The sequence below is a fragment of the Micromonospora noduli genome, assembly GCF_003264365.1.
Classification (GTDB): domain Bacteria; phylum Actinomycetota; class Actinomycetes; order Mycobacteriales; family Micromonosporaceae; genus Micromonospora; species Micromonospora noduli.
On record NZ_PYAK01000012.1, the window covers coordinates 90,059 to 103,865 of the forward strand.

General features: G+C 71.6%; 15 protein-coding genes. 13 read left to right on the plus strand and 2 right to left on the minus strand.

What is annotated here, in order from left to right; genetic code table 11:
- The first annotated feature begins 27 nt into the window (after positions 1 to 27).
- The 8 genes from GUI43_RS12540 to GUI43_RS12575 all read left to right on the plus strand — a co-directional run bounded on the left by GUI43_RS12540 (position 28) and on the right by GUI43_RS12575 (position 7,953).
- On the plus strand, positions 28 to 1,254 hold the full coding sequence (locus GUI43_RS12540) for an LCP family protein (protein WP_112601301.1): 1,227 nt from the start codon (positions 28 to 30) through the stop codon (positions 1,252 to 1,254).
- 159 nt (positions 1,255 to 1,413) lie between these two features.
- Complete coding sequence (locus tag GUI43_RS12545) at positions 1,414 to 2,685, plus strand: LCP family protein (protein WP_112601300.1); 1,272 nt, start codon at positions 1,414 to 1,416, stop codon at positions 2,683 to 2,685.
- 220 nt (positions 2,686 to 2,905) lie between these two features.
- Positions 2,906 to 3,823: an LCP family protein gene (locus GUI43_RS12550; protein ID WP_249037732.1), complete on the plus strand. Its 918-nt coding sequence runs from the start codon at positions 2,906 to 2,908 to the stop codon at positions 3,821 to 3,823.
- Positions 3,824 to 3,881: 58 nt separating this feature from the next.
- Positions 3,882 to 4,217: a rhodanese-like domain-containing protein gene (locus GUI43_RS12555; protein ID WP_030487745.1), complete on the plus strand. Its 336-nt coding sequence runs from the start codon at positions 3,882 to 3,884 to the stop codon at positions 4,215 to 4,217.
- A gap of 10 nt (positions 4,218 to 4,227) precedes the next feature.
- Entirely contained in the window at positions 4,228 to 5,016 is a 789-nt protein-coding gene (locus GUI43_RS12560) for a glycerophosphodiester phosphodiesterase (protein WP_112583863.1), read from the plus strand.
- Positions 5,017 to 5,070: 54 nt separating this feature from the next.
- Positions 5,071 to 6,525, plus strand: coding sequence for a sensor histidine kinase (locus GUI43_RS12565; RefSeq protein ID WP_112583864.1), 1,455 nt, complete (start codon positions 5,071 to 5,073; stop codon positions 6,523 to 6,525).
- A gap of 61 nt (positions 6,526 to 6,586) precedes the next feature.
- The gene (locus GUI43_RS12570) at positions 6,587 to 7,006 is read left to right on the plus strand and encodes an ATP-binding protein (protein WP_225855275.1); all 420 of its coding nucleotides are present in this window, start codon (positions 6,587 to 6,589) and stop codon (positions 7,004 to 7,006) included.
- 59 nt (positions 7,007 to 7,065) lie between these two features.
- Entirely contained in the window at positions 7,066 to 7,953 is an 888-nt protein-coding gene (locus GUI43_RS12575) for a DUF5926 family protein (protein WP_112698857.1), read from the plus strand.
- A gap of 115 nt (positions 7,954 to 8,068) precedes the next feature.
- Here the strand turns inward: GUI43_RS12575 and GUI43_RS12580 are convergent, their stop codons facing one another.
- A complete protein-coding gene (locus GUI43_RS12580; protein ID WP_112601298.1) occupies positions 8,069 to 9,286 on the minus strand; it encodes an arginine deiminase in 1,218 nt (405 codons plus the stop codon).
- A gap of 163 nt (positions 9,287 to 9,449) precedes the next feature.
- Here GUI43_RS12580 and GUI43_RS12585 point away from each other — a divergent pair, with 163 nt between their 5' ends.
- The 5 genes from GUI43_RS12585 (at position 9,450) to pheA (ending at position 12,946) form a co-directional block, all read left to right on the plus strand.
- A complete protein-coding gene (locus GUI43_RS12585; RefSeq protein WP_112583868.1) occupies positions 9,450 to 10,187 on the plus strand; it encodes a hypothetical protein in 738 nt (245 codons plus the stop codon).
- A gap of 169 nt (positions 10,188 to 10,356) precedes the next feature.
- Positions 10,357 to 10,815 (plus strand): hypothetical protein, encoded by a 459-nt coding sequence (locus GUI43_RS12590; protein ID WP_112583869.1) that lies wholly within the window; start codon positions 10,357 to 10,359, stop codon positions 10,813 to 10,815.
- Positions 10,816 to 10,890: 75 nt separating this feature from the next.
- Positions 10,891 to 11,280 carry an ACT domain-containing protein gene (locus GUI43_RS12595; protein WP_112583870.1) on the plus strand — a complete coding sequence of 130 codons (390 nt, stop codon included), beginning with the start codon at positions 10,891 to 10,893 and terminating at the stop codon, positions 11,278 to 11,280.
- A 207-nt stretch (positions 11,281 to 11,487) separates the two neighbouring features.
- On the plus strand, positions 11,488 to 11,982 hold the full coding sequence (locus GUI43_RS12600; protein WP_112698858.1) for a hypothetical protein: 495 nt from the start codon (positions 11,488 to 11,490) through the stop codon (positions 11,980 to 11,982).
- 10 nt (positions 11,983 to 11,992) lie between these two features.
- Positions 11,993 to 12,946: a prephenate dehydratase gene (gene pheA / locus GUI43_RS12605; RefSeq protein ID WP_091397560.1), complete on the plus strand. Its 954-nt coding sequence runs from the start codon at positions 11,993 to 11,995 to the stop codon at positions 12,944 to 12,946.
- Positions 12,947 to 13,033: 87 nt separating this feature from the next.
- Here pheA and GUI43_RS12610 read toward each other — a convergent pair whose 3' ends face one another.
- Positions 13,034 to 13,756 carry an AIM24 family protein gene (locus GUI43_RS12610; RefSeq protein WP_112583872.1) on the minus strand — a complete coding sequence of 241 codons (723 nt, stop codon included), beginning with the start codon at positions 13,754 to 13,756 and terminating at the stop codon, positions 13,034 to 13,036.
- Between the last annotated feature and the right edge of the window lie 51 nt (positions 13,757 to 13,807).

Here is a 13,807-nt window from a genome sequence, read left to right on the forward strand (position 1 = left end):
TGGCTCCCGCTACGTACCCTGAGTTACATGTCCGCGACCTCGTCTGCCGGCGTCCCGCATCCGTACCTGCACCGCAGCGCCGGGCGCGCCTCGGTGCCCGGCCCCGACCGGGGTGCCTCCGGGCGTGCCCGTCCGACCGAGGCGCGCTTCTACCCGTCGTACGACGAGGAGCAGCCCCGCTCCGGCGGGCCGGCGGGGCCCCCCGGGCCCGGCGGTCCGGGTGGCACCGGTGGTCCGGGGCGGCGCGGCCCGCGACCGCGCTGGGGTCGGATCGCCCTGGTGGCCGGGGCCGTGGTGCTGGTGCTGGCGCTGCTCGGCAGCGTCGGCGCCTGGTTGTACGCCCGCAACCTCAACAGTGACCTGGCCCGCACCGACCCGTTCGCGGAGATCACCGGTGGTCGGCCCGCCAAGACCGTCGATGGCGCGCTGAACATCCTGCTGGTAGGCAGCGACTCACGGGACCCGGACGCGCCGGTCGACAGCAAGAGTCAGTGGCGCGCCGACACGATCATCGTCATGCACATTCCGGCCGACCACCAGGAGGCCTACCTGGTCTCCATCCCCCGCGACCTGTACGTGCCGATCCCGGAGAGCGCCGGCGCGGACTGCGGCTCCGGTTCGCGCGCGAAGATCAACGCCGCGTTCGCGTTCGGTGGGCTGCCGCTGGCGGTACGCACCGTGGAGTGCTTCACCGACGTTCGGATCGACCACGTGATGGCGATCGACTTCGGCGGTTTCAAGGAGGTCACCGACGCCCTCGGCGGGGTGGACCTGAAGGTCGAGCGCACCGTCACCTCGATCCACAAGCCGTACCGGACCTTCACCAAGGGCACCAACCACATGGACGGCGCGGAGGCGCTGGACTGGATCCGGCAGCGCAAGCAGTTCCCGGACGGGGACTTCGCCCGGATGCGGCACCAGCAGGAGTTCCTTCGGGCACTGATGGACAAGGCGGCCAGCACCGGCACGCTGGCGAACCCGAAGAAGCTCAACGATTTCCTCAAGTCGGTGACCGCGGCCGTAACCGTCGACCAGACTTTCTCGGTTACAGACATGGCGCTGCAGTTCCGCAACCTGCGCGGCCAGAACCTCACCTTTGTGACCAGCCCGAACTCGGGCAGCGACACCATCAACGGCGAGTCGGTGGTGGTGTCGGACCGGGAGAAGGCGCTCGCGATGTACCAGGCCATGTCCGCGGACACGATGGCCGAGTGGGTCAAGGCGAACCCGCCGAAGAGCAACGACGGCGGCTGACGACGGCCCGACTGGCACCAACCGTTCGGGTCATCGAGCAGCGACGATCGACTGAGTCTGCAAAATTCGACGTCCGGATTGACCCGGGATGAACTCGCCAAGTCGATTTGATGTACGTACAGTGGTGCCGCCCCCTCCTGATCACGAGCTGGAGCACGCATGCCGGTTCAGGCCAGTCGTCGCCCTTCTACCCCCGGGTCCGCCGCCCCCAGCGGTCGAGTCGCTGCGGCCATACCCGTGCAGGCACGCCCCTCGGGCGGCGGGCCGGGCTCGCGTCCGCCCGGCAGCGGCGGTGGCGGCGGTGGCGGCGACCGCCCGGGTGGCGGTGGGTCGAAGAAGCGGACCAAGCGCAAGGACCCGCTCTGGGCCAGGCTGACCGTTGTCTTCGGTGCCGTGCTGATGCTCAGCAGCGGGGTGGCCATCGTCGGCAGCAAGGCGTTGATCGGGCAGGCGACCGGCGGCATCGCGAAGGGCAACCTGCTGGGTGATGCCGGCAAGTCCGACGCCGAGGGCGGTGCGAGCCTGGACGGCCCGATCGACATGCTGCTGCTCGGCGTGGACGCGCGGGAGCGCTGGGCCGCCGACGACGTCCGCTCGGACAGCATCATCATCCTGCACATTCCGGCCACGCACGACCAGGCGTACCTGATCTCGATCCCTCGTGACACCGAGGCGCAGATCCCGGCGTTCAAGAAGAGCGGCTACGGCGGCGGCTCCGGGAAGATCAACGCCGCGTTCCAGGCCGGTGCCGCAAACGGTGGCGGCTGGGAGGGCGGCGCCCAGTTGATGGCACAGACGATCAAGCGGCTCACCGGGATCAGCTTCGACGGCGCGGCGATCATCAACTTCGGGGGCTTCAAGAACGTCATCGACACCCTGGGCACGGTGCGGATCTGTGTCAGCCAGGAGGTCAAGTCGCTGCACATGTCGTACGTCGACGGCAAGCCGATGTGGAACGCGGACGCCAAGAAGACCGGCAAGCAGCGGACCCCGGTGGTGCACAAGAAGGGCTGCCAGGAGATGGAGGGTTGGGCCGCGCTCGACTACTCCCGGCAGCGCAAGTCCCTCAAGAACGGCGACTACGACCGCCAGGCCAACCAGCAGCAGCTGATCAAGGCGATGGCCAAGAAGGCCACCGAGGGCGGGATGTTGTCCAACCCGGCCAAGATGAACAACCTGATCAAGGCGGCGGGCAAGGCGTTCGTACTGGACACCGGCGGCGTGCCGATCGAGGACTTCATCTTCACCATGCGCGGGGTCACCGGCAACGAGCTGACCATGCTCAAGACCAACAACGGCACCTTCCACGCCAACAACAACAACACCGAGGGCTTGAGCGAAGAGACGATGGCGATGTTCCAGGCCGTCAAGCAGGATAAACTCGCCGAGTTCGTCTTCACCCACCCCGAGGTGATCTCCACCCGCAAGTGAGGCCGGGAGTCGCGGAAAGCCAGCGACGGCCTCGTCACCGCCCGTAGCCTGACGTGAGCAGGTTTCACGTATCGGCTGCGGGGAGGCGGTCACGTCCAGGTGGGGACGGAACGCAGCGGGCCGGGCCGGAACGACCCCGTCCGCCCGGTCGCCTCGCGTCCGTTGGCCGCGGATCCTGCTCGGCATCGGCCTGGCTCTCGTCCTGCTGGCGGGGCTCGCCGTGGCCGGGCTCAAGACGCTCAGCCACCGCTACGACCGCACGGTGACCAAGGAGCAACTGCTCGACGCCGACGCCCGCACCGAGCGCACCGACCTGGACGGGCCGCTCAACTACCTCCTGGTCGGCTCCGACCGGCGCCCGGGCGACAGCGGCCCGGACCAACGCTCGGACACCATCCTCATCGTGCACGTCCCCGCCGGGCAGCGGGAGGCGTACCTGGTCTCCATCCCGCGTGACCTGCTGGTCGCCATCCCGCCGGCGAACGGCTTCGGCGGCGGTCAAGACAAGATCAACGCCGCGTACGAGCACGGTGGCGGCGGGCAGGCCGGCGCCCAACTGCTCTCCGCCACACTGCACCAGCTCACCGGAATCCGGTTCGACGGCGCCGCGCTTATCGACTTCTCCGGCTTCCGGAAGGTCATCGACCTGCTCGGCGGGGTGGAGATGTGCGTGGACACCGAGGTCCGCTCGATCCACACCAACCGGGTCTTCACCACCGGCTGCCACCAGATGGACGGTGCGCAGGCGCTGGACTACGTGCGACAGCGTTACGACCTGCCCGGCGGTGACTACGACCGGCAACACCACCAGCAGCAGTTGCTCCGGGCGATGCTGGACAGCGCCGGCAGGGCGGACCTGCGGAGCAACCCCGTCAAACTGGACCAGGTGCTCCGGGCGGTCGGCAGCTCGTTGACAGTCGACACCAACGGCGTACCCCTGGAGGACCTGCTCCTCGCGCTGCGCGCGCTGCCGCCCGACGGGATGCGCGGCGTCCAGGTGCCCTCCTCGCCGCAGACCATCGACGAGGTCTCGTACGTGGTGCTGGACAACGGCGGCAACGGGCTCTTCGAGGCGGTCCGCGGCACCCGGGTACCGGCCTGGGCGCAGGCAAACCCCCGCTGGGTGACCCGGTTGTGACGGTGCCGACGGCCCGGTCGGTGCCGAACCGGGCCACAAGGATCTAGTGTTGCTTCCTGTGTTCGGACCCCAGGTTCCCACCGTGCCCGTGACCGAGATCGCCGACGAGACCTACCTGCTGGATGTGCGGGAGGACGACGAGTGGGCGGCCGGCCACGCGCCCACCGCCCACCACCTGCCGATGATGGAGCTGCCGGCCCGGCTGGCCGAGGTGCCCACCGACCGGGAGGTGGCGGTCGTCTGCCGTTCCGGCGGGCGTTCCGCCCAGGTCGTGGCCTACCTGATCAACAACGGCTGGGAGCAGGTGCGAAACGCCGACGGCGGGATGCGCCAGTGGGCTGCGGTCGGCCGACCGGTGGTCGACGCGAACGGGCAGCCCGGCCAGGTCATCTGAGGCCGGCGGAATGGGCGGGCCACTGGTTTTCGCGCACCGCGGCGCCTCGTTCGACCTACCCGAGCACACCCTCGCCGCCTACCTGCGCGCCCTCGACGAGGGCGCCGACGGCCTGGAGTGCGACGTCCGGCTGACCCGGGACGGGCACCTGGTCTGCGTGCACGACCGACGACTCGACCGCACCAGCAACGGTCGCGGTCTGGTCAGCGCGCGTACGCTCGCCGAGCTGGACGCCCTGGACTTCGGCTCCTGGCACCCGGGCAGCGCCCCGAACGGCGACCTGCCACCGGACGAGTCCCACACCCGGCTGCTGACCCTGGCCCGGCTCCTGGACGCGGTGCTCGCCGCCGGGCGGCCGGTCCGACTGCTGGTGGAGACGAAGCACCCGTCCCGCTACGGCTCGAACGTGGAACGGCGACTGGTCAGCCTGCTGCGCCGGTACGGGCTGGCCGACCCCGCGCCGGACGACCCTGTGCAGGTCACCGTCATGTCGTTCTCCCCGCTGGCGGTCCGTCGGGTGCGCGAGCTGGCCCCGACGCTGCCCACCGTGCTGTTGCTGGAGGTGCTGCCGCCCTGGCTGCGGTTGGGTCGGCTGCCGTTCGGCACCCGGATCGCCGGGCCGGGCATCGGCCTGGTCCGGGCCCGCCCGCAGTTGCTGCCCGCACTGCGCGCGGCCGGCAACCAGGTGTACGTCTGGACGGTCAACGAGCCGACCGACCTGGAGCTGGTGCTGGCCGCCGGGGTGGACGGGATCATCACCGACCGGCCCGCGTACGCCCTCGCCCGGCTGGACCGCTGACCCATCGACCGGGCGGGGGTGCCCAAAACCGGGCCGGCGGGGCAGACTCGGCACATGCCGGAGCGTATCGATTTCCCCGCTCTCCTCGCCGGCCACACCGTCGTGATCGAGATGATCAACTCTGGGGACGCGGGCCTACCGGTCCTCACCCAGCTGCTCCGGGTGGCCCAGCCGGCGCTCGGTGCGACCGGGATGGCGTTCGTCGAGTTCGGTCCGACCGGCGGTCGCGTCATCGCCGCGACCGGCGCGGCGGAGTGGGCCCTCGGCCGACCACTGGCCGTCGACGACCCGGACACCGTCTGCCTGCTCTCCGGGCCACGGGTGCGTCAGGCGCGGGTGAGTGACCTCAACGGCAAGCTGGCCGGCGAACTGGCCGGCAGCGGCCTGCGCCGGATGGTCGTCTCCCGGGCCGAGATCGGCGGTCACACCGTCGGCAGCCTGCACGCGCTCTACCCGGGCGACGAGGAGCCGGGCGCCGAGCAGCAGGGAGTCATCGGCTATCTCGCCTCCTGCATCGGGCACATGTACGGCGACCAGAGTGGCCTGCCGGTGCACGGCGACGGCCCGGTGGTGGCGGCCCTCGCCGACGGGCTGGCCGTCGTCGACCGGGACGGGAACGTCCGGCTCTGGAACCCGGCCGCCGCCCAGGTCACCGGCCGGACGGTCGAGCAGGCGCTGAGCCGCCCGTTGCCGTTCCCGCTGCCGCCCTCCGGGCAGGTTCGGGACCACCGGATGCCGGACGGCCGCTGGCTGCGGATCACCTCCGGCGACCTGCCCGGCCCGGGAACGCTACGGGTGGTCACCTTCCGCGACATCACCGACCAGCAGCGCCGCGACCACGACCGCGAGCTGTTCGTCGCGGTGACCAGCCACGAGCTGCGCACCCCGGTCACCGTCATCAAGGGGTACGCGGACACCCTCACCGACCACTGGGAGTCGCTGACCGACGTCGACCGACGGCAGGCGGCCCGGGTGATCGGGCAACGCGCCAACGAGCTGGCCCGGCTGGTCGACCGTCTGCTCAGCTCGGCGGCCGAGGTGGGGCCGGGCGACGACCCTCCCACCCCGTTCGACCTCGGCGAGGCGCTGCGCTCCGCCGTCGTCGACCTGCCGGCGGAGCTGCGCCGTCGGTTGGTGCTCCGCCTCCCGAGCGATCTGCCCAAGGCGCTCGGTCACCGGCCCAGCCTGTCCACGGTGCTGACCGAGTTGACGACCAACGCTGGTAAGTACTCGGCACCTGGTTCTCCCATCGAGATCACCGCCTCGGGCGACGGTCACCTGGTGGCGTTCCGGGTCAGCGACCAGGGCATCGGCATCCGACCCGAGCACGTGGAACGGGCGTTCGACCGGTTCTGGCAGGGCGAGTCCGGCGACCGTCGCGGCTACCCGGGGGCCGGGCTCGGCCTCTATCTCGTCCGCCGGATCGTTGAACAGCAGAATGGATGGGTATCCCTACGTCCGAGGACCGGCGGCGGTACGGTCGCAGAGGTGCGGCTACCACGCGGTTGACCAGGGGTGGCGCGACGTGGAGGCGACGGTGGCAGCGGCAACGAGGGATCGAGCCTGGTGCGTGGTGGTTCCCCACCACCCGGGCGGGGCACGGCTGGCCCGACACCGGCTCGCCGCCGAGCTGGCGGACGTCGTACCCCCGACGCTCCTCGCGGACCTGATCGCGGTGCTCGCGGAGCTGGTGGGCAACGCGGTGCGGCACGCCAGACCGCTGCCCGGCGGCGTGATCCGGGTTGCCTGGCAGCTGCGGCCCTCGGCCGAGGGCGCACTGATCCAGCTGCGGGTCACCGACGGCGGCAGCGCGAGCGCCGGGCCACGGCTCCGGACGGCCAGCCCGGACGCGGCGGACGGGCGAGGGCTGCACATCGTGGCCGGCCTGGCCACCCGTTGGGGCGTCGAGCAGGACGGCATGGGCCAGCGCGTCTGGGCGGAGTTCGACAGGGTGCCGACACCCCGACCCGACCTGGTGCCAGCGGGCTGAGGACGGCTCGGGCGGGTCCCGGTCACGGCGAGCCGCTCGGGGCTCTAGGCTGTGACGCCGTGAGTAAGCGTCGAAAGAGCCAGCGCGCCGCCGCCGACACCACCCCCCGTCGCGACAAGGTGCGGGACGTCTTCGTGCCGCGTCCGTTCGACGGGCTGATCGACGAGTCCGAGTGGATCGCGCTGCGCGAACTGGTGCCCGCCGCCTCCGCCCCGCTGCGGCTGGCGCCCGCAGTGGTCGAGGAATTCGGCGACCGGACGGTGACGCTCGCCACGGTCCTGCCCATGGCCGCCCCGGCGATCACCAAGCCGGACGGCCGGGTGCTGATCGGTCTCCAGCGCCACCAGCAGTCCGGTGACGTGTCGCGGGATCTGGCAGACGCGTTGCTCAGCGCGCTGCGTGCCGAGCCGGGTGGCCAGGTGGCCGTGCCGCCACTGCCCGGTCCCGGGCCCCGGCTGCAGGACATTCTCGTGGACGGTCCGCTGGACATCACCATGCACGACGGTTTCGACTTCTGGCTCGACCCCGGGGCCGCCGACGATCCGACCGTCCAGGCGTCGCTGGAGCGGGCGAACGCGGCCATCTACCCGACGGTCCGGCTGACCGCGGCGAAGGCCGCGTACTGGTGTCAGGTCCCGGAGAAGGCCCACGTGCGCTGGGTGCTGCCGGACGACGAGGACGCCGCACTGGACGCGCTGGCCCGCCTCGGCGCGGCCGGCACGCTGACGCTCGGCGAGCAGACCAGGTTCGCCGGCATGTTCCGCGCGCACGGTCGACTCGTGCCGGTCTGGGACCTGCCGGAGGAGACCCCGGCGGCCGAGTGGGAGGAGCCGGTGGCGCAGTTCGCCAAGCGGTACGCCGAGGCGCTCACCGTCACCGACCCACTCGACGCCGCCGGTCGCCGGGCCCGTCAGGGGCTGCTCGGCCGCCAGCTCACCCTGCGCTGAGCCGGGCCGTCGTCCCGCACAGCCGGGCGGCGGTGCGGTCGTCCCGCTCGACCGGGGCGACGGGCGCGGTCGGTCCGTTCCGCCCAGCCGGGCGGCGGGTGCGGTCGTCGCGTGCTCAGCTGGCGACGGGTAGCGGGTCGCGGGTGATCGGGCAGGACATGCAGCGCGGTCCGCCACGACCGGAGCCCAGCTCGGAGCCGGCGATCGGGATCACCTCGATGCCGGCCCGCTCCAGTTGGGCGTTGGTCTCCGTGTTGCGCTCGTAGCCGACGCACAGCCGAGGGGCCAACGCGAGGGTGTTGTTGCCGTCATCCCACTGCTCGCGTTCCGCGGTGACCGGATCCAGCCCGGTGTCGATGACCCGGAGCAGGTCGAGGTCCATCGCGTCGGCGGCGGCCCGCAGGAACGGCGCCGGCCCGTCCACCCGCGGGTCCTCGCCGTCCCCGCCGGCGATCACCGTGTACGCGGACAGCGTGCTCGCGATGTTGGGGTACATCAGGACGGCGTCCACGTCGACCATCGTGCACACAGTGTCCAGGTGCATGGTGGCGCGCTTCTGGGCGATCGGCACCACCAGGATGGTGTGGGCCAGGCCGGCGGCGAAGACCTGCCGACTGAGGCGTTCCGCGCCGGCCGGGGTCGTCCGCTCGCCCACCCCGACCGCCAGCACACCGGGCGCGAGCAGCAGCACGTCCCCGCCCTCCAGGTGCTCGAGGCTGGGACGGTAGACGAATTCGGTGCCGGCGAACCGGGGGTGGTGGCGGTAGATGGCGTCGGTCAGGGTGGTCTCACGGCGGCGGGCCGGCATGGCCAGGCTGGTGACACCGACACGGTCGCCGATCCACAGCGACGAGTCTCGGGTGAAGAGCAGGTTGGGCAACGGGTCGATGACGAAGTCGTGTCGGTCCATCAGCGTGTAGACCAGCCCTCCCGGTCGCTCGGAGCTGATCCGCAACTCCTCGTGGGCCAGCCCCGCGGTGAGCACGTCGGCCAGCGTGGCCGGGTCCAGGTAGGAGAGGTGGTCGGCGACGCGGGCGCGCAGCGTGTCGCCGAGCCGCCGGGAGCGCAGCACCTGCTCGGTGAGTTCGGCCCGGGCGTCCGCGACGGCCAGCGTCTCGGCCAGCAGGGTGGCCAGGTAGAGCACCTCGACGCCGCGCTCGCGCAGGGCGGCGGCGAACGCGTCGTGCTCCTCCTGGGCGCGCCCCACCCAGGGGATCGCGTCGAACAGGAGCGAGTCGTTGTTGCGCGGGGTGAGCCGGGCCAGTTCGGGGCCGGGCCGGTGCAGCAGTACCGTGCCGAGCCGCCCGACTTCACTGTCGACGTAGTGGGTCACTCCCGCAGCGTAGGGCAGGGTTTAGCGGCATCCGAGAAAAGAACTGTGGATGAATATGGCATTCATCCACAGTCACTCCGGCGTTCCGGCTTGCCGAACACCGGTAGTGGCAACGTAGGGTAGTGAGGACATAACTTCGAGGGACCTTTTGCCGGAGGTCGCGATGACTGTCTTTCCCGCACGACGAGCCGTACCGTCCGCTCGGGCACTGCCGCCCGTCGCGGTGCCACACCCCCGCGTCGAGGCGCCGGGGGTTCTCGAACCGGTCCGTCCGACACCGCTCGAATGGGCCCGCCGCCGTCGGGCCGAGCGGGGTGCACGCCGCCTGGAGGCGGCCGGGGCACGGGCGTTGGGTCAACTCGACCACCTCGGGCCCGCCTGGCACGTGATCGAGTGGCCGCGCACCGACGTGACAGACGTCCTCGACCGCGGTCAGGACGAGCGAGCCGGGTTCCTCGCCATCGGGCCGAGTGGCCTCTTCGCCGTGACCATCGCCGACCACGGCCGAGCCAGGGTGCTCGTCGCCGGAGACGTGGTGCAGATCAACGGCAAGCGGCCCCCGTACGTGGCCGAGTCCCGCCGGGACGCCAAGCGGGCCAGCAAGGCGCTCTCCGAGGCGGTGGGGCTGCCCGTTCCGGTGACGCCGGTGCTGACCTTCGTCGGCTCGGGCGTGATCAGCGTCTACGGCCTTCCGAAGGACTGTCTGATGGCCACCCACCGGGAACTGGACCGGCTGCTCGTGGCCGGCGGCAGCCGGATCAGCCCCGCGACCGCCGAGAAGCTTTCCCGGGTCGCGCAGCACCCGGGCACCTGGCTGAACGGCACGTACCGTCCAACCGCCGACTACCGGTGGTACGACGAGGGCCGAACGGCCGCTGACAAGCCGGCCCACCGCCGGTAACGTCACCGGCGACGCCACGCGGCTCCGGTCCCCCCGTTCGCCTCACCGGTCTCCGCGCCGTCACCGGTCGCCTCGGTTCACCCTGTGCGCCCCGGTGACCCGGTGCGCTCGGTGATTCCGTCGGCGACCCGCTAGCGTGGACAGTCGATCGGTGCACATAGGAGGCGCGGTGGCCCACGTCGAACTTTCGCTCTCGGAAGCGTTCGTGCCGGCGGCGCGGGCCTCGACAGAGCCGGAGTCCGACAACGTCGGCCAATGGTCGTCGACAGTCTCCCGGGCCGACGAGCCGTGCCTGCTGATCGACGCCGACACCCGGGTGGTGGCGATCTCCACGGCCGGCTGCGAGCTGCTCTGTCTCGGTGAGCCGGCCGGGCTGATCGGGCGACCGTTGCTCGATGGCGGGCTGCGCCTGCTCGACTTCACCGCCAACCGGGGCGAGCTGACCGAAGCCGAGATCGACAAGATTCCGCCCCTGCTGGCGCTCTCCTCCGGCCGACTCGCCCGTGGGCTACTCAGGGTGCAGGCCGCCTCGGCGAACAGCTCCGACGCGACAGTCGACGCGATCTCCACCCCCGTGCTCACCGACGGCACCGTCGCCGGCTCACTCACCTTCTTCTCCGAGGTCTGACCTGCGGCGCGGTGTGTCCTTCGCCGCACGCGGCGTTGCCGGGGTGGGTCATCACGAAGGCCGTAGGGTGCCCTCATGCTCGATATCGCTCTGCTGCCGGGGGAATACGCTGTGTGCCGGCTGGCCGCCGGCACCACCCTGCCGTACGCGCTGTCGAGCGGGCTGCGCGGCGCAGACGTGGTGACGGTGAGCTGGACCTCCGACGGGATCTCCGTGATCTGCCCGACCGAACGGGCGCCGGCACAGGCCGTGGTGGAGACGACCTGGCGCTGCCTACGGGTCACCGCCCCGGTGGCGCTGGCCGGCACCGGCAGCCTGGCCGCGCTGGTCGACCCGCTCGCCGAGGCACGGGTCAGCGCCGTCACGTTCTCCACGTTCGACACCGACTATCTGCTGGTGCCGACCGTCCGGCTGACCGAGGGCACGGCCGCGCTCCAGCGCGCCGGGCACCGCGTCACCGGCTGACCTTCACCCGACCGGCCGCTCACCCTACGATGGGCTCGGCCACCCCGGCCGCGACGAATTCTCCGATGTCCCGAGGATCGGCCCGTGCCGTTCACCCCACCCCCGCCCGCGTCCCCCGCACCGCGGTCGACGATCCACCCCCCACCGGCGACTCCTGGCCGGGCAGCCGACCGCGTTCCGGCGCGGAGCCTCGTCCGAGTCCTGCCGATGGTGCTCGCCGTCGCGGCGCTGGCCGGCTGTGGCGCCCCACCCGGGCTGGGGGAGCCGACCAGCGTGCCCACCCACACCGCGGCCCCGACACCGTCCGGTCCGAGCACCCCACCGGCCACCCCGCCGACCACCGCGCCGTCTCTCGGTACGGTCACGCCCACCCCGGACGCCGGGTTGGTCGCGACGGCCTGCCGCAACGGGCCGACCGGCCAGCGGGTGCTGCAACTGTTGCGCGGCCGGGCCGGAGTGCTGCCGGCGAACGTCCGGGTCCAGGTCCGCACCGGGCCGCTCTGCGCCGGCGACTGGCAGTTCACAGTGCTGACGGTGACCGGGCACGAGGAACTCCAGGTGGTCACCCGGGGTGAGCCGGGTTCCCCGGTGCTGGTCACCGCCGGAACGGACGTCTGCACCATCGAGGTACGCGCCGCCAGCCCGGCCGGGATTCGCGCACTCGCCTGCGACGCCGGCCCGGCCAACGGACCGGGTGCGTAGGCTGATCGGCATGCCGGGAACACCGCCGACACGTTTCGTCTTCCTCGGGCCGGAGGGCACCTTCGCCGAGCAGGCCCTGCGCTCCATACCCGCCGCCGAGCGCGGCACCCGTACGCCCGCCCGCAGCGTCGGAGAGGCGCTGGACAGCGTCCGCGCCGGCGACGCCGACGCCGCGCTGGTGCCACTGGAGAACTCGATCGGCGGCGCGGTGGGCGTCACGCTGGACGAGATGGCCGAGGGCGAGCCGCTGGTGATCACCCGGGAGGTGATCCTGTCGGTGGAGTTCGTGCTCGCCGCACGGCCCGACACCCCGCTGCCCTCGATCCGCACCGTGGCGGCCCATCCACAGGCATCCACCCAGTGCCGAGGCTGGCTGCGCGATCACCTGCCCGACGCCGTGGTGGTCGACGTGCTCTCCAACGGCGCGGCCGCCGCCGGTGCCGGCAGAGGCGAGTACGACGCGGCGATCTGCGCACCGATCGGAGCCTCCCGGCACCGACTCACCACACTCGCCGACAAGATCGCCGACCACCCCGACGCGGTGACCCGGTTCGCGCTGGTGTCCCGCCCCGGGCCGCCACCGCCGCCGACCGGTGACGACCTCACCTCGCTCGCTGTCTACATCGCCCACGACCGGGTCGGCGCACTGCTGTCGGTGCTGATGGAGTTGGCCGTCCGTGGGGTCAATTTGACCCGGATCGAATCGCGGCCGACCGGCGAGGCGTTGGGCCGCTACGTCTTCTTCCTGGACTGCACCGGCCACGTGGCCGACGTACGCCTGGGCGAGGCGTTGCAGGGGCTCCGCAGGGTCTGTGCCGACGTCCGCTTCCTGGGCTCCTACCCCCGGCACCGGTGGGCCGAGGCGGGCGAACGCCCGGTGCCCGCACCAGCGGGCCTCTCCGACGTCGACTACGCCGACGCGGCGGCCTGGCTGACCCGCCTGCGTACCGGCGAGTTGACCTGATCGGCGCGGAGCGCCCCCAGGAGAACGGGAGTGCCCGCGCCGCCGCGGTCAGCTCGACAGATCAGGTGCGCCCCGCGCCACTCCCGGTCAGCTCAGCAGACCGCCGAGCAGACCGCCCTCCTGCTGCTGCTGGCCACTGCCCAGGACCGGCGGCTCCTCGGACGGCTGCACCACCACGAAGCCCTGACCGGCGAAGCTCATGGTGAACGACTCACCGGTGCGGCGCCCGAGCAGAGTGCCGAGGCCGAGCTGCTCGGCCCGGTGGTAGCCGGTCTGGAGGTTGGCCGACCAGCAGACCGCGGCCTGGGGGTCGACGTACGTCGGGGCGTCCACGTTCAGCACGACCGGGGTGCCCTTGGTGGTGATGGCGATCCGCCCGTAGCCGCTGAACACACAGTTGAAGAGGCCGGACGAGGACGCCATCCCAGCGCCACCGACCATCCTGATGTCGTACTGGAGGGTGGAGTCGAAGGCGAGCACGCTGCTGCCGTTGATGGAGAGGGCGTCGCCCGGCTCCAGGTCGATGATGTGCACGTCCTTGGCCAGCTCGGCGAGGAAGACGTCACCCTGGCCGGTGACCTTCATCAGCGGGACGCCCTCGCCGGTGAGCTTCTGCTTGAGGAACTTGCCGAGCCCGCCTGAACCCAACGCCTGGAACTGCACATTCCCCTGGTAGGCGACCATCGACCCGACCCGGGCCATCGCCTCGCCGTTGAGCTCGATCTTCAACATTTTGGAGTTCTGCAACCGCATGCCGGGCTGCGCGGACTCCTTCTCCAGATTCTCCGCGGAGAACAGCTCGCTGCGCATGAAAGGGCCTCCTGAATAGGGTCGCGTTCGCTGCACCGACGGTAGGCGACC